This window comes from Pontibacter sp. LHS2, assembly GCF_058932845.1.
Window position 1 is genome coordinate 887,836 of the sequence record NZ_JBZYWG010000001.1, and the last position, 16,079, is coordinate 903,914.

At 40.5% G+C, this 16,079-nt stretch carries 17 protein-coding genes and 1 pseudogene; 2 read left to right on the forward strand and 16 right to left on the reverse strand.

The genetic code is table 11. From position 1 onward, the window contains the following. Positions 1 to 29 precede the first annotated feature (29 nt). The gene (gene gnd, locus AC5FX6_RS03845) at positions 30 to 1,925 is read right to left on the reverse strand and encodes an NADP-dependent phosphogluconate dehydrogenase (RefSeq protein ID WP_493595707.1); all 1,896 of its coding nucleotides are present in this window, start codon (positions 1,923 to 1,925) and stop codon (positions 30 to 32) included. A gap of 141 nt (positions 1,926 to 2,066) precedes the next feature. Here gnd and AC5FX6_RS03850 point away from each other — a divergent pair, with 141 nt between their 5' ends. Both AC5FX6_RS03850 and AC5FX6_RS03855 read left to right on the forward strand, forming a co-directional pair. Next, positions 2,067 to 3,053: an SDR family oxidoreductase gene (locus AC5FX6_RS03850; RefSeq protein WP_493595708.1), complete on the forward strand. Its 987-nt coding sequence runs from the start codon at positions 2,067 to 2,069 to the stop codon at positions 3,051 to 3,053. Next, positions 3,050 to 3,904 (forward strand): SDR family NAD(P)-dependent oxidoreductase, encoded by an 855-nt coding sequence (locus AC5FX6_RS03855; protein WP_493595709.1) that lies wholly within the window; start codon positions 3,050 to 3,052, stop codon positions 3,902 to 3,904. The genes AC5FX6_RS03850 and AC5FX6_RS03855 overlap by 4 nt, the downstream gene beginning before the upstream one ends. A gap of 4 nt (positions 3,905 to 3,908) precedes the next feature. On the opposite strand, the gene AC5FX6_RS03860 is transcribed toward AC5FX6_RS03855, so the two are convergent. The 15 genes and pseudogenes from AC5FX6_RS03860 to AC5FX6_RS03930 all read right to left on the reverse strand — a co-directional run bounded on the left by AC5FX6_RS03860 (position 3,909) and on the right by AC5FX6_RS03930 (position 16,058). Next, positions 3,909 to 5,402 carry a S41 family peptidase gene (locus AC5FX6_RS03860; protein ID WP_493595710.1) on the reverse strand — a complete coding sequence of 498 codons (1,494 nt, stop codon included), beginning with the start codon at positions 5,400 to 5,402 and terminating at the stop codon, positions 3,909 to 3,911. 109 nt (positions 5,403 to 5,511) lie between these two features. After that, positions 5,512 to 7,839 carry an ABC transporter permease gene (locus AC5FX6_RS03865; RefSeq protein WP_493595711.1) on the reverse strand — a complete coding sequence of 776 codons (2,328 nt, stop codon included), beginning with the start codon at positions 7,837 to 7,839 and terminating at the stop codon, positions 5,512 to 5,514. A 425-nt stretch (positions 7,840 to 8,264) separates the two neighbouring features. After that, positions 8,265 to 8,597: a hypothetical protein gene (locus AC5FX6_RS03870; protein ID WP_493595712.1), complete on the reverse strand. Its 333-nt coding sequence runs from the start codon at positions 8,595 to 8,597 to the stop codon at positions 8,265 to 8,267. Positions 8,598 to 8,690: 93 nt separating this feature from the next. Next, the gene (locus tag AC5FX6_RS03875) at positions 8,691 to 9,278 is read right to left on the reverse strand and encodes an outer membrane beta-barrel protein (protein ID WP_493595713.1); all 588 of its coding nucleotides are present in this window, start codon (positions 9,276 to 9,278) and stop codon (positions 8,691 to 8,693) included. A 102-nt stretch (positions 9,279 to 9,380) separates the two neighbouring features. Next, positions 9,381 to 9,857 carry a hypothetical protein gene (locus AC5FX6_RS03880; RefSeq protein WP_493595714.1) on the reverse strand — a complete coding sequence of 159 codons (477 nt, stop codon included), beginning with the start codon at positions 9,855 to 9,857 and terminating at the stop codon, positions 9,381 to 9,383. Between the two features lie 60 nt (positions 9,858 to 9,917). Continuing rightward, the gene (locus AC5FX6_RS03885) at positions 9,918 to 10,265 is read right to left on the reverse strand and encodes a hypothetical protein (RefSeq protein WP_493595715.1); all 348 of its coding nucleotides are present in this window, start codon (positions 10,263 to 10,265) and stop codon (positions 9,918 to 9,920) included. Positions 10,266 to 10,353: 88 nt separating this feature from the next. Beyond that, a pseudogene (locus AC5FX6_RS03890) lies at positions 10,354 to 10,629 on the reverse strand (contact-dependent growth inhibition system immunity protein); the annotation flags it as partial. A gap of 151 nt (positions 10,630 to 10,780) precedes the next feature. After that, the gene (locus AC5FX6_RS03895) at positions 10,781 to 11,338 is read right to left on the reverse strand and encodes a hypothetical protein (RefSeq protein ID WP_493595716.1); all 558 of its coding nucleotides are present in this window, start codon (positions 11,336 to 11,338) and stop codon (positions 10,781 to 10,783) included. A 117-nt stretch (positions 11,339 to 11,455) separates the two neighbouring features. Further along, positions 11,456 to 12,541 carry a WD40/YVTN/BNR-like repeat-containing protein gene (locus AC5FX6_RS03900; protein WP_493595717.1) on the reverse strand — a complete coding sequence of 362 codons (1,086 nt, stop codon included), beginning with the start codon at positions 12,539 to 12,541 and terminating at the stop codon, positions 11,456 to 11,458. 118 nt (positions 12,542 to 12,659) lie between these two features. Continuing rightward, complete coding sequence (locus AC5FX6_RS03905) at positions 12,660 to 13,100, reverse strand: hypothetical protein (RefSeq protein ID WP_493595718.1); 441 nt, start codon at positions 13,098 to 13,100, stop codon at positions 12,660 to 12,662. Between the two features lie 68 nt (positions 13,101 to 13,168). Further along, entirely contained in the window at positions 13,169 to 13,531 is a 363-nt protein-coding gene (locus AC5FX6_RS03910; protein ID WP_493595719.1) for a hypothetical protein, read from the reverse strand. Positions 13,532 to 13,651: 120 nt separating this feature from the next. Continuing rightward, positions 13,652 to 14,023 carry a hypothetical protein gene (locus tag AC5FX6_RS03915; RefSeq protein WP_493595720.1) on the reverse strand — a complete coding sequence of 124 codons (372 nt, stop codon included), beginning with the start codon at positions 14,021 to 14,023 and terminating at the stop codon, positions 13,652 to 13,654. Between the two features lie 92 nt (positions 14,024 to 14,115). Further along, entirely contained in the window at positions 14,116 to 14,559 is a 444-nt protein-coding gene (locus AC5FX6_RS03920; protein ID WP_493595721.1) for a hypothetical protein, read from the reverse strand. 83 nt (positions 14,560 to 14,642) lie between these two features. Next, entirely contained in the window at positions 14,643 to 15,188 is a 546-nt protein-coding gene (locus tag AC5FX6_RS03925; protein WP_493595722.1) for a hypothetical protein, read from the reverse strand. A gap of 63 nt (positions 15,189 to 15,251) precedes the next feature. After that, complete coding sequence (locus AC5FX6_RS03930; RefSeq protein ID WP_493595723.1) at positions 15,252 to 16,058, reverse strand: CPBP family intramembrane glutamic endopeptidase; 807 nt, start codon at positions 16,056 to 16,058, stop codon at positions 15,252 to 15,254. Positions 16,059 to 16,079: the final 21 nt, after the last annotated feature.

Sequence of the window (16,079 nt, forward strand, 5' to 3'; positions counted from 1 at the left end):
TAATAGCCGGACTATACCTGGGTAGTGATTTATGCTTTCCATTGGGTATGAAAATACGTTCCGGCGGGCTTGTCTTTGCGCTGGTAGGTATGCGCCCCGAAATAATCCCGCTGCGCCTGGATGAGGTTTGCTGAAGAGTTTGCTGTGCTATACCCCAACAAGTAGTTCAAACCTGAAGAGAGCACTGGTAGCGCAACACCATACTGCAGCCCTAAGGCGACTACCGCGGCAAAGCTTTGTTGTGCGTTGCGTATTTTATCGACCAGCGTAGGGGCCATCAGCAAGCGCGGTTCCTGTTGGTAGATGCCTACCAGTTCTTCCATCAGCTCCGAGCGAATGATGCAGCCGTTGGTCCAGATGCGGGCAATCTCGCTGAAGTTGAGCTCCCAGTTTAATTGCTCCGACACTTCACGCATTAAGTTAAAGCCGATCTCGTGATTGATGATGCGGGTCACCTGATAGGCTTGCCTCAGACTGGCCACAAAACTGCTGTTGTCTATGGTGACTTTGGGGATTTGCTTTTGGTAGCGTTCTGCCGCCTTTACTCTTTCAGCTTTCATAGCGGAGAGGGCGCGGGCCATCACGGCGGCCGAGAGGGTGTCATAAGGTACACCGTACTCTAAAGCAACCGTGGCAGACCAGCCACCGGTGCCTTTCTGTTCTGCCTGGTCGAGTATCTTGTCAAGCAGCAGCTCGTCACCCTCTTTCTTTTGCAGAATATCGATCGTGATCTCCAGCAGATAGCTTCCTAATCCGTTCTGTTGCCATTCCTGAAAGATAGTGGCAATTTCATCAGGAGCTATACCCAGCATATCGCGCAGCAATGAATAAGCCTCCGCCAGTGCCTGCATCTCTGCGTACTCTATGCCATTGTGCACCATCTTTACAAAGTGGCCTGCCCCGTCAGGCCCGACATAGGTGGTGCAGGGCTGGCCTTGTCTGTCTTTTGCAGCGATCATTTCCAGGTATCTGGCCACATGTTCATAACCCGCTCTGGGACCGCCCGGCATGATGGACGGCCCTTTGCGGGCGCCTTCCTCACCACCTGATATGCCGGTCCCCACAAAGTGCAGCCCCTTATTGGCAAGCAGTGCGGTTCGTCTGGCTGTGTCTTTATAGAAAGAGTTGCCACCGTCAATCACCACATCACCAGGCTCCAGCAGCGGCATTAGCGCCTCCAGTTGTGCGTCCAGGGCACCGGCATAGATCATCAGCAGTACTTTGCGAGGTTTCTCCAGGGACTGTATAAACTCTTCGAGCTGATCATAGCCTTTTATATTGGTGAAAGAGGGGTTCTCGGCAATCACCTGCTCGGCTATACCTTCCTCTTTACCGGGCACGTGCCGGTTGTACATCGCGACACGCACGCCACGGCTGGCCAGGTTCAGGGCAAGGCTTTTGCCCATCACACCGAGTCCGATCACACCAAATTCTGAATGTGGATTCATATGCTCTAGTTTTGTGATGACTTCCCGAACGATCTGCTCAGGACTTAAAGAAACATCGACGTGTATACCATAGGCAGGCTTTTCCAACGCCTCCAGCTGCGACTCCAGCATGGTAGGAGGCATGAAATGCGCATGACGGGCCTGTAATCGCTGCAGGATAGTATCGCGGGAGCCATCTAGGTATACCCAGCTGATATCCGGGACAGTCTGCAGCACCTTGCGGTACTCTTCCTTCAGAGCAGAGCAGGCCAGCACGGCTCCTCCCTCTGCTTCCCAGGTGGGTATCATATCTGCCAGTTGAGCCAGCCAGGGTGCACGGTCGCTGTCGTTCAGCGGAATGCCCTGCTGCATCTTATCGATGCTTTGTCGGGGGTGATAATCGTCTGCATCATAAAAAGGGAGCCGGAGCCTGTCAGCCAGTTTATGCCCGACGGTGGTTTTGCCACTTCCCGATACTCCCATCACGATGTAAATCATAGTTGCTGACTTTATAAATGCGCTTCCCGTTGCTGCCGGAGGTTTTACACGCTGTTCAGTTTTGTACGGAATTGAGAGGAGTAGTTTGCAAATAACCGATTGCTTATAACATTAAAGTGTTTGCATGTGTAAACACCCTCTATGAATGTTTTCGTCACGGGTGCGACAGGCTACATTGGTCATAGCCTGGTAAAAGAATTAGTCGAGCGAAACGATCAGGTGTCAGCGCTGGTCCGGTCAAAAGAAAAAGCAGCTGATCTGGCGGCGATGGGCGTGCAGCTTTATGTTGGTGACTTACAGGATGTACAGCTATTGGAGGAGGCTATGGAAGAAGCAAATGTCGTCTTTCACCTGGCGGCCTATGCCAAACCCTGGGCAAAAGACGAGCGTACCTACCGAGAAGTAAATGTGACGGGAACCGATCATGTATTGGCTGCGGCACTGAAAAAAAACGTACATAAGGTAATACTCACCTCAACCGCCAGTGTTTACGGACCTGCTGCATCACCACAGCAACCTGTAGACGAAAACACCCGGCGCACTACACCTTTTACGAACAGTTATGAAAGCTCCAAGGCAGAAGCGGAGGCGCTCGCACGTGCTTATATAAAACAGGGACTGGCAGTTGTGATCCTGAACCCAACCCGGGTATATGGTCCGGGCAATGAGACCGATAGCAACGGCGTAGCCAAACTGCTGCGGCTATACCTGGCAGGCAAGTGGCACTTTATGCCCGGTGACGGCCACAGTACAGGCAATTACTGCTTTATAGATGATGTGGTGCAAGGGCACCTGTCAGCCATGGAGCAGGGCAGGAGCGGGGAGAGTTACCTGCTGGGTGGTGAGGACGCCACGTATCAGCAACTCTTTGCCCTCATCGGCAAACTCACCGGAAAGCAGCGAAAGCTTATACCTGTACCTGGCCGCTTGTTGCGTGGGGCAAGTTGGGTCATGGTCGCGCTGGCAAAACTGACCGGCACCAGGCCTCTGATCACCCCGGACTGGACCCGTAAGCTGTTGCTTCACTGGAGTGTGTCGAGTCACAAAGCTGAAAGAGAATTGGGCTATACCATTACACCACTAAAAGAAGGACTATCGAGAACGCTACAATCACTCCAACAGAAATGAAACCTGAAAAGACTTATACCTTGATAACTGGTGCCAGCGCTGGCATTGGCCAGGCTATGGCTACGGAATGTGCAAAGCGTGGTCAGCACCTGATACTGGTCGCGCTGCAGGACTCGGGACTTGTGCAAACTGCCATCAGTTTGCAGGAACAGTATGGGGTAGACGTCAAAACGATCGAGCTGAATCTGATCGCGCCCAATGCCATTCAGTACTTGTATGATTGGTGCCACGAGCAGGGGCTTGGCATCAATGTGCTGATCAACAATGCTGGTATAGGCAACTACAGTTATTTCCAGGAGTCGTTACTGGAGGATTACCTTCAGATGATACAATTGAATGTTAGTGCGGTGGTAGCGCTAACACACCTGTTTATACCTAAACTCAGGGAGCACGAATCGGCGTACATCCTGAACGTGGGCAGTTTTGCTTCGCTTATGCCGCTTCCCTATAAGAGTGTGTATGCGGCCACCAAAAGCTTTGTCCTGACCTTTTCGCGCTCACTGCAAATGGAACTTGAGCCTTATAACATTCACGTAAGCTGCCTGTGCCCGGGGCCCACCAGCACCAAAACCATGCGGAAGCGCAACCAGCATATCAAGAAAGGGAAAGGCATTCTGACCAAAACCCCAGAGGAAGTGGCGCGACAGGCAATTGATGGTTTGTACAAGGACAAAGGACTAATTATACCGGGCTGGAAGAACAGATTCATGATCCGGCTGGGGCGCATCCTGCCGTTTTCAGTAAAGAGCTACATTCTCAAAAAGATCTTTAAACAGGGCGTAGAGGAAGACATCGTGGATGCCACGCCGCCAGCCACTACGCCCCGCAAAAAGGGGAAGGTCACACTATAGCGATCTACTGTCCCACAGGAACGCTGCGCTGTATTTTATTTTGAGATGTACCTGCATTTTCATTCTTCATAAGCTGGCGCATGTGCTCAATAGCATAGTATAGTGCATCCACCTTTATATTCACAAAAACATCCGGTGCGATGCCATAAGGGTCTATCGGATTTTCTTTGATGTCTTTTGCACGGTAAGAGGAGGGGAAGACAACTTCAAAACAACCGACATCTTTAGAAAGACCGTTGAAGCCGTCTACTACACCTGCCGTATTCTGTCCGTACACTACCACCTTATCGCTTTGGTTGGCACGAAACACAAAAGTCTCTCCGGAGCTTGCTGTTTTTTTGTCTGTTAAAATGATCACCTTTTTCGGACCATTATAAAGCGTATCTGTTTTAAAAGTCCAGGAATTATCATCATATTGAAAATAAGCGGTTCCTTGATTGGCTATAAAACCATCATACTCTTCCTTTCGCTGCTTCGCATATTCTTCCACCGTTAAACCTCTTTGGGCGGCAAGAGCTCCTATGATCATTTTCATATTGTATTCGCTAAGCCAGAAACCGTTGATAGGCAATTCAATGGGGCCGCTTAAAACATAAGGCAACACAGGAAAATAAGTCCCGTCATTACCACCGCTGTTTCCCCTCACATCGATAATCATAAAATCCGATTTCATGATCTTCTCGTGATGCGATTTCATCAGGCTGTCCACATAAGAACGTTCAACTGAGTAGAAGTCCGGAAGTCTCAGATAGGGGATGTCGTCGATATAAGCCAGATGAAACTGATTGTACTTGGCCTGAACTTCGTTCTTGGGCTGTTGATCCTTTTCTTCCGGCCATACCTTGTGCCAGTCACCCAAACCATCCATTTCGAGCAGCGATCTGCCAATTTGCTGACCCGTTGTTTTTTTAATAGAATGATCTCCCATCATGAAGTTCACCTGATAGGAACCGCCTGATTTTGTAGTCAATTCAAATTTGACATCTGTTTGTTTCCAATTCGGGTTGCTGCTGTTCAGAACAACGCCCACATAGTCTCTTTCCAGCTTGTTTTCTCCTGGATTCGGTACAATAGCAACGGTATAGCTGCCATTTTCCCAAATACCGAAGATTGGATGGAGGCTATAGTTCTTTTTTCTGTAAGCTTTCTTAAACTCTTTTTCAGAAAGCTTTATTTTTTCATTATGATAAACTTTTTTACCCGAATCCAGGATGTACGTGTGTCCATCTCTAAAGAAATGCAGGTACTGATCCAGGATGGCTTTACAGTCACTTAAATCAGTCACCTGTTCGGTTTTGCGCCGAATGACCTGCTTGTGTGCATTGTACAGGTCTCTGTTCTCATCTGTGACTTTATAGATAAACAGGGAATAGTCTTTCTCATAAGCATCTGTAGTTGCGTCAAACGCATCAGTACAATTACAATCCTGCGCTTGCAAAGAGCTGATGGACGCCATAGACAAGAAGACTGTCAGGAAGGCTGGTAAGCATGTTTTCATAAAGGGTGGCGTGTGATTAATTAAAGACTATCTTATTTAAATATTAAAGATAATGAATTTAATTAATTCGACGCTATTGTCATAATCAGCCACTAAATGTCTTAACCTTTTACTCTACTTTTAAAACATTTACAGGTTCAATATGCGCCGCTCGAATGGTTTGGGATAGGACAGTCAGAAGCCCGACTATGGCAACCAAGCCAAAGCCTATGCTTACATTTATAAAACTCAATTCAACAAGACTGCTGCCTAAATCTTGTCTAATTAATTCCCCGCCAAACAAGCCAGCCGGAACACCAATAAGTCCGGCAATCAGGATAAGAATGCCAAAATTTCTGGTAACTGCCCACACCAGTTCTTTGTTGCTTGCTCCCAATACTTTTCTTATACCCAATTCTTTAGTGCGTGTTTCTACAGAGTAACTGGCTATGCCCAAAATGCCCAAGCCAGCGATTATCATGACAATAAGAGCTAAGCCTCCAATAGAACCTAATCTATCTCCAATTCTTAGATAACCATCTTTTAAGTTCTGAAGATTTGCTGTTTTTTCAGGAAAATGGTTTTCCCAAATGGATTGAATAGCTTTGGTTGCTTCCAATTCTGTGTTTGGATTTATTTTTATAGTCAAGGTGGCTATTTCATCTGGCAAATACCTATATACTAAAGGAGCTGTTTCGCCAATAATTTCATTGGGCATAATGCCAATGACCTGTACATAGGCTGAATCCAGTAACAGCGTTTGCCCCACTAAAGTCTCTGGTTCAGGTTCCAGTAATTTTGCGGCAGCTTCATTCACCAACACATATTGCTCCCTATTTTGGGGCATATTATCAGGGAAATTCTGTCCAGATTTTAAGCTGATGCCTTCTGTTTCAATTGTTTTTGGGTCAATACTTACGTAATACATTTCCAAAATTTTATCCTTCAATGTTACAGAAGATTTGCCCTTTTTCATCGGTTTAAAGTACCAGTTAGTTGCCAAAGTTGTCTCTACCTGGCTTAACTGGCTTATTTCGTTTTGCAGGTTTTCATATTCTTCACCTCTTAAATCAAGTGTCAAAACATTAGGCGACACGGTTGATTTAATGACTGCATGATTTTTTATTTCATAATCGGCTACTATGACAACCACTATCATCAGCATAATGGTCACTGAAAATTGTACAACAATCAACGCTTTGTAAACAGCAATACTCCGGAACAGCTTAATATTCTTCATTTTACGCAAAACCTGTATAGGCTGAAACGCTGACAACAGCCATGACGGAAGTGCCCCAGCGACTAAGCCTGTGATAACTGCATATGTCAACAAGCCTAAAATTAAGATTGTGTCATAGGAAAATGCCGTATCCATTTCGGGTATATAGTGCGTTAAAATTTCAACACATGGCATTGTAAACATTAAAGCAAACAAAGCAATAAGGGTAGATTCCATTAAGAACTGACCGATAATTTGCCCTCTTGTGGCGCCTAGCGTTTTGCGAATACCTACTTCCCGCGCTCGAGAGAAGGCACGCGCCAATGTCAAACTGATGTAGTTGAAAGCAGATAAAAGAGTTAAGGCTAGAATTAAAAACAGCTGTATTTTTATGCCCATCCAATCGGTGCCCGCATGGTGGTCATTTTTAATGTCTTTGTTTCGAGGAGTAATAGCCTCAATGGGTTGTGCCAAAAATTGAAGGTTACTCTTCTCCAGTTTCCGAGTATAGTTTTGGAGCGTTGTATTGAGCTGGGATAAATCACCTTCAGATTTTAAACGCGCGTAAATTGCTGCACTCTTGAAGTCTCCCCATTTTTGTGCACTAGTACTCAGTGCTCCTTTTTTTTCAAGTACTTCGGCAGCATTCATAGAAAGCATGGCCTCAATGGGTAGGTGTGTTTCTAAAGGCGGGTCCTGGATAATTCCCCCAACGGTATAAGCTCCTAGCTTTTCAAATTGAACCGTTTTCCCTAAAGCATTGGCGTTGCCAAATATTTTCTCTGCTGTTTTTTCAGTTAGAAAAAGGGTGGTGGGATTATTGGTAAGGCTTTGTGCATTACCTGACAGTAATTTGAAGCCAAAAACATCAAAAAAAGAAGGCTCTGAAAATTTTATGTCAATAGGCACATCACCTCCGTCGGTTTGCAAGTTATGTTTTCCAGCCAGACGCACTTTCACCATTTTTTCAACAAAGGAGATATTTTCTATTTGAGGCGCCAACGCCAATGGAGCTGTGGCCCATTGGGTTTTCGCCACCTCATCTGTTTCCTGTGTGAGTATCCGTACTATTTGATTCAATTTTGGATGAAAATGGTCTGTATCGTAAGTGGCTTTTAGACCTGTAAAAAGAATAACCCCAACCGCCATACTCAGTGACAAACTCAGTATGTTGACTAATGAAAAAAGTTTGTTTTTCCAGAGTATCCGCAAAGCGATTTTCAGATTGTTCTTTATCACGACTTAAAGTGTTGATTTTAGATGAAGCGTAGACCAGGTACTAAAGGGGAATCCACTTAAATCCTATTGGCAAAGTTGGTACCAAAACACAACTAATTAATTGTCAATAGATTATTAAACAGTTTGTTGTGTTTTTAGGCTACCAATTATAAACTACTGTTCGATTCCGGACACTTGACTGTATCGATTTCATACAGTCAGGAACAAATTAAATTATACCAAAATGAGACTGCGGCAGTTAATTTATCTCAGTGGGTGTTTGCTGTTGAGAAGAAGAAGGGTAGGATGGTCAACGTTTCTATCTTGGCTGGGAACATTTATTGGGTTAAATAAGAGTGTCATGTTGCTAATGTACTTGTGAAGCTGATGGGTGAGGCGTAGCAGAGCATAAAGGCTGCACCTTGTTGTACAAGGTATTTCTTTTATTATTTATAGAAGTTTAGCGTTTTCATAATTTGTTCGTCCGACCCTGCTACTTTAACTACAATGACTCTTCCTGTTGTGCAGTTGCATGCATAACAAAACTGTTGTTTGGCCTGATCAAATTCAAACTCAATTTTCTTAACATTCACGTTCTGATTCTCTAAATATCTTTTTATTTCTGCTTTTCTCTCCTCCTCAGTATCATCGCTGTTCTGTCTCCATGGATCAGCACATCCAGTTTCATCCCAATAGAAAATCGTTGATTCATCGTCCTTTTTACAAGAAGAAAGCGCAACAAATAGAGTCAGACTAATAATGATTAGTTGATTTTTCATGTCTATATATTTAGTACAACGTGCTTTGCTATAAGATGGCGGAGCTAACTTATATTTTGTTGGGCAGAGTAGTTCTGCAAGCTCTTATAGTTTCTACAATTTAAAGCCAACTCCAAACCGTATCCCAGCGTCAAGTATCCTTTGCTGATAATTCTCTGGGCGGAATTGGATTATAGCATGCTGCTGTAAAAAAGGATTGACAAATACAGAGACCTGTGGAGTAAAGCTATATTTAAAACCTATACCTGCCATTGCACCGATTCCTGATTGGTTATCTAGCATACTGTGTTTTGTTTCAAAATCTGCCACAGTACCGAGGTTCACGAAAAGGTATTTCAGAAAATTGGCCCTGAAAGTAACTGGAACAGATACAGTTTGTAAGTTGCTTCTATGGAAAGTTTTGCCCCCGTCTGGACGAGCATGAGAAGTGAACATTATATTATGTTTGGAGTAGTTCATACCTGCTTCTACATCAAGCCAGCTATTAAGTGGCTTTAGGTAAGAAATGCCTAGACCATAAAACCCATCTCCGTCAAAACTTCCTGCGCCTTCTAAATTGGTTCGAAGTATTTCACTTGTTCCTTTAGAGACAATAAGATTTAACTCTCCCTTCGGTATGTCTTGACATAAACCTTGGTAGCCTACGCCCATTAAGCATAGCATTAGTAGTCCTTTTTTCATACTTTTCTTAATTAAGTTTGTTCGTTAATACTTTGCCCAACGTTATGGTGTAGACGATGTGCGAAAGCATATAGTATACATGTGGTTGTACGAAGTACTTTTTCATGCGTGAGGAAACGTTCCTGTAGGATAAGTTCGCTTCTTTCTTGTCAATAAAAATTCCTTCTTTTCATTTTCGCCTGTTGTTAAATCCTTCAAATGAAGTGTAATCCTTATTTTTCTATTCTTGTCAATTATATCGTTTAGGTTTTGAGAATAAAAAAGGAAGGATTTATCAGCCCTAACTTCGATTAATTCCAAGGAGTCTCCTGTTTCTAAAAATTGCAACTCTGCGTTAGTAACTTCTATTTCTTTACTTGAATTCTTACCATTAAAGTAATTATAGTACAGCTTTGATGTAGATGGAGTATAAGCACTAACAATCAAAAGCTCTTTGTCATATAGCCTTTCTTTTTTGCAACTTAATATATATCCATCTTCACGAATGTATTCTTCCTTTTTTTCCTGCTGGTAAGTCACAGCTGTATGAAAATTGCAAGAGCTGCAAAAGATTATTGATACTATTGCTATTTTGTTCATTCAGATTTATTACTACGGACTTAGCTATGGTGCATTTTAATGCAATATAGGTGTGGTTAGCTAATGATTTTCTTTTCTAAATTCTTTAAGACGTCTAAAGAATTCGTTAAATGCATTTTCTTCATTTCCTTTACATTCTGCTAATAAGATGGAGCTAAAAGAATTGCCAACAGTTAAACTTTCTTCTGAACTTCGTCTTAACCAATACTCAAACTCCTTGAATTCTGGTTGTCCTACTTCATAGATGTCGTCTGCAAATCCAAGAGTCAGGTAACCATTTAAAAAATCTTGAAGTGAAGAGATAGTTTTTGAAGTCAACCACACATTAGGTTTCTTCTCAATTAACTTTAACATTTCATAAAGCTTTCTTGCTGAAGTCACAGTTACATCATTCTCTTCTTTATTCATGATTACAAATATTTGCTAACGTCTTGTATAAAAGGCGAACAAGGCATAGCCGAAGTGTGACTTATTTACCTTGTTGGCATGTGCTCTTCTAATCGTTAATTGGTTTATTACTTAAACCTTCGGCTTTCAATAATTGAGCGTTTCGAGCTATTAAACTGTTAACCTGTTCTTCATACTCTGGATGTTCAACCCAGAATACAGTTTTTATCTTTCTAACTCCTTCTAATAAGTCTCCTTCGAACAAGTCACCTTCAGCCAATATGTCCTTTTTCAACTCTTCAATGGCTAAGGGCAAGAGATATTTCAATCCAATTCCCTGGCTAATCATGATTCTTAAATCTTCAATACTGAATTGGTCTAATGGGACTTTTCTTAATTAATGGCAGCGAGTAACTGTATGGCTTTCTTCTTTTAGCTTTCCCCAGTAGTCCTTCTCAAGATTTTCCAAAGTTTTAGATTTCCAATTACTCTCAAATTCCATTTCTTTATGTATTGAGTTAATGCCAACGTCTTGGCTAAAATGAGCCTTGGTTCTTTTTAGCTCTTGTTGAGCTAAGTAGTTTTTCATTTAGAATATTGACTAAGTTCTCTGCTTCCTTTTTACTTAGAGTTTGACCAAAAACTTTGTTGTTTCCATAATACCCAAACTGTATTTGTCCGCCAGTAATCCCATACATTCTGAATATTAAAGGGGACGTTTGTTTTGTCACCACTCTGAAATTGTCTATTTGGCTTAATTCATACTTTCTTTTAGAAGTCAGGATTGTGCCAAGCTTTTGAACTGTTAGCTCCTGAGCATCTAATTCAATTCTTTCTTTTCCATTTAGGTGCCATAAGAAGTATTTGAGTACAAACACTCCTGCCAGTATAATTAGAGTTGTGAAAATGATTAGCTCACCGTCTATTTTTTCTGGATTGGTAGCTAAGCCATAAAGTATCGTCAATGTAATGCCAGCCCAAACAAGCGACCAAGCCCCAGTAAGAAATAGAATCAAGTAGTTCGCTTCTCTTTTAAGCGTTACTACAAGACTTCTATGATCTTCAGATTCTATTCTCACTTTCTCTTTTATCATTTCCTATTAACGGTTGGGCTATGCGGTGGCAGAGCTGCCGTATAGGTGTTGTTACCACACGTTTTTAATGTAAACCAAAGCTTACTAATTTGATTTTTGGAATCATTTTACAAAAAATTAATTGGGAGACTTAGTAATATACCTCCAATTTATTCCACCATTACTTGTATAACCAATTAAAGTATCAGAATAAATTACTCCTACGGACTTATCTTTGAAATTTATTTTAGATACTTTATATTTGAGAGTAGATTTTAATTTCCAGGAAAGGCCACTGTTACTAGTTTCATAAAAGAGGTTATCCATTACTCCAAATCCATTTGATTTACTAATAAAAGTCACATCCTTTAACTTTATAGGAAAAGTAATTTTTTGCCAAGTCTGGCCATTATCATGGCTTATAATACTGTAATTTAAATTAGGCTTATGTAAAGCAATTGCATTATCCTCTATTTCAGTAAACTGTATTCCTTTATGTCCTAAGGATCCAAGATAATATTTATTATTCCAAGTCTGCCCCATGTCTGATGAGTTAAAATAATATATTTTATCATCATCTGAAGGTTGAGTGTTATTTACTTCGTTTGCAATTACATGGAGTTTTCCATTGTTAAAAAAGCCACTCAAAATACTGTAGCCATTTAGTACTTTATTAAAACCTGAAATCGCAGTCCCATTTTCAGTCCTAACAATTTTTGATTCATCCCAGTTTGAACCTGCATGTAAGAAATATGATTTTTCATTAATAGGTATATATCCAATCCACCAATCTCCAAATACCGGGTCTAATGTGTAATCTTGCTGAAATGATTTACCATTGTCAAAACTAAAATATGTTCCAACGGGCGACGAAGTATAATCCCCAGGATGCATAATCACTTCAATGTTTGGAAAAGGATGGTATATTTTATCCCAAACTGAAAAGTTAGTAACATTATGATGAATAACATTCATTTTATCATCAAGTAATGTGAAGTTAAGATTCCATCCTTGATCTCCGTCTACTAATATGAAATTATTATCTTTAATAGTTACTGAATTAATATTGGTAATTTTATCAGAAAAGAATATTTCTTCTTTTTCAACTTTTTTAATATCAGTTTCTTTTTCACAGGAAAAAAGGCTAATCAAACTTAATATAAGTATATTATATTTTAGGATACTATTCATAAGTTTGGAGAAAAAGCTAAAAGGTACTTCCATTTAATAATTTTATATTTTAATTCTCGGTTTATTGTAAATATGTGGTAACGTTACTCGTGCATAATGTGGGGAGGCGTAGCCGAACCTAAATTATGAACTTTGTTGGCAGAAGGAATTTTTAATTTTCTTTAGTAATTTGATATATGTAATCAACCAGTTTATCAACTTCGCTATTTTCATATTCCAAAGGTTCGATCAACCCGACAGCATAGTCTCTTACTTTATCTCTGCTCCAGCCTGCTAATGTGCTAAGTGTTGAGTCAGAGAGATGCTTTAGTCGATTTGCTATTGCTTTTCCTGTAATGCTATCAAACTTATAAACTGACCTTTTTAACCAGTCTTCAACTACATCAGCACGCCCTTCTTCCTTGAAGTTTTTAATTACTTCTTCTCTCGCCTTTATCAGAAGACTTGTTATAAGTGGGCTGCCAGCAAATTCATTTAAGTCATAGCTGTCTATTTGGTCAGAGAACTTGACCTTCGCCAGTAACTTTTGAAGTGCGTAGATTTCGTCTTTATCAGCTATAACCATTTCTTCTATGATTTTTATTACTGCCAACGTTACTCGTGTATACCTTGTGCGAGGCCATCAGCCGAAGCATAGGGTATAAACTGTGTTGGCTGGAGTTATTCTATCTCTTCTAAAGTAAATGTTTTAGCAATGATGACCAAGTTATCATCTTCATGAGGCTCACCAGTGTTTCCATAAGGGTCTAGAGACAAATAGTAAGAACCATTTTCTTGTTTTACAAGAACTATGTCAGAGTAATAGTCACCATCCATATCTTCATTTATACCTACTTCTAACACCTGCTCAAACCGCAGTTTAACTCTACATTTTTCAAGCTTCTTCTTTTCTGCTGACTTTCTTATAATCAATTCTACTGTTGCGGTTGACTTGCTTCTTTCTTGATAATTAAGATTTGCTTCGATGGAAATGATTTGCCCATCACCCAGCACATAATTTGAAAGCGAGTCTTCTAATTCCATTTTCTTTGATTACAATTGCTGCCAACGTGCTTGTATAGACGACTTGCTAGGCTTATGCCGAAGCATGAGGTATATACTTTGTTGGCAAATGATTTTTCTTCTGCTCAACCTCAATCAATTTCAGCTATTGCATGACTTATAATATATTGATTTGGCAGCGATATAAATTTTATTGTTGTAATCTTCTGGATGTACTATGAATAATTGATAACCTTGCTCTATCTCCAACTTTTTATTCAACTCCATTTCAATCTCTCTGCTTGGAACTTCAATTACAACATCTTTAGTGTTTGTATGCCAACCCTCAAAGTATACAGAAGCATAAAACACATCCTCAAAAACTATTTCCAAACTATGATTAACTGTTAGGTCTGTTCCACCAGCTATACTTAGGCTCCGTCCATTGTATTCAAGAACTTGAAAGTCAAACCAGTTATTTTGCCGTATTATCTGGTCGATATCATTTACAGTTATTCTGTTTTGTTCTTTCATACTTTAATTATTTGCCAACGTTACTCGTGCAGCCGATGGGCGAGGCGTAGCCAAGCATAAGAGCTGCACCTTGTTACAAGCTGTTTTTCTTTTTATTTGTAACCGTATACTATCAATTTCTCTGGTGTCGATTCGATTTCAAGCTCACCGATTCCAGCTATTTTATTGCTTATTTCTGATAAATCCTGATAGTAAGTTAACGGTTCCAACATCTGCTGCCCCATCGGCCTGTTTACCGTCCAATTGCTTGGAAACTCAACCCATTCAATTTCCTTAAAAGATGAAGGCCCACCAGTCATTATATCGTTTATGCCCTTTTCATTGAATACTACTGGATATTCGTCAACGGGAGGTATTCTTAGTTCACGCAATACATTATCCCATACGTCTTTTATGAGGCACTTTTTTACTACTTCATCATGTTGAGATAAAATTCTAAACAGTTTCGTCCATTTAGAATTATTCATATACCTTCCTGAAAAGCTATCAAGCTTCTTTTCTAATCTTGCTTCGTATTTTAGATTTCCATCTATCATTCAAATTGCTTGTAACGTTTTGTACAGGCTGCGGGTGAGGCGTAGCCGAGGATGGAGCCTGTGCCGTGTTACATGCTGTATTTTTATTGTTCAACCACAGCAAAATTCTCTGCTATAACATAATTATTGCCTATAAGTAAGGCTTTACTCTTTTTCCCTACATATGGCTTAGAGTCTAGTGTGTTGGTATTAATTGAGTGTTTGTTCAATACTTCCACAACTTTCTTTGTTATTTTTGGCGGTGCTTCCAAGATTTTGCCGCTTCCAGTCGTTAGGTTATTCATAAATATTTGGTAGCCATATTGAGCATTTCTGTTCACCAAGTAAGAAGTCCATGGGTGCCAGCCTAAGGTGACATCATCAATTGCTTTCCTCACCTCGTTAGCAACCAATTCAACATTCTCAGCTTTTGAACTTACATAGGTGGATTCCAGACTTTCATTGAAGTCTATAAGTAAAGGATGTTCTTCATAATATTGAAGTTCCCCAGTTGTTCCTTTCCTTAAGTTGAATTCTTTTTTATTGAAGAAGTTCACCTTAAAAGATTGTCCGTCCGCTTTTAACTGAACAAAAGTAGTCTGAGTAACTTCAATCTCTACAATCTTATTTCTTAGCTCCTCTATGGTCACTTTTAATATTTATTATTGTATGTAACGGTCTAGTACAGGCTATGGACAAGGCGTAGCCGAGACTTAAGCCTGTGCATTGTTAGCCCTTGTTATTTTTATTATTCTGTTACCGAAGATTACCAATGAGAATGCAACTAAGTACCAAATAAACTCGCCTAAAATCACGCCCTGCTGTACCAATGGCAAAAATAGGACAATCAGATTCAGAAATAGATGCAACAGAATAACCAGAACTATATTATTAAATAAAATATAGATCCATGAAAGAAGAATTCCAATTGAAAATGCCCAGATATAGAATTCTATATAAACTTGCCCCTGCCTTATATGATCAAAGATATGTCCACAAGAGAAAATTAAAGATGAAATGATAACAGAGAGCCAAACAGAACCTGATCCGAATGACTTTTTAAACAGTTGAATGAAAGCAGCCAAGAGAAAAAACCTAAAAACAAGTTCTTCAAAGACAGCTCCGAAAAGAAGCTCAAGGAAGTGCCCAAAAAGGATTAACACATCTCCCTGAGTGGTATATACATACTGAGGGAGCAATAATAAAAATAAACATACTGTTGCGGTTAGAATCACGATAACAGCATTTGAATTGTTTCTGTATATGTTGCTATTTAAAACTGATACTCCGTAAAGCTTGAACAAAGCCGAATAAAATAATATTGAGTACAGAAAAGCAACCTGACCAGGAGTAATAATTCCACCTGTCCATATTCTAATTTCTTCACTAAACAGAGAAGGAATGAAAAAATTCACAAGAACAAAACTGTTAATCTGTATTATAATCAACAGTAACAAAACTTTCTTCCATGAGATATTGGAAGGAATGTTTTCAAGATAATCACGTAATAGTAATTTCATTTAATAAAGGCTAACGGTACT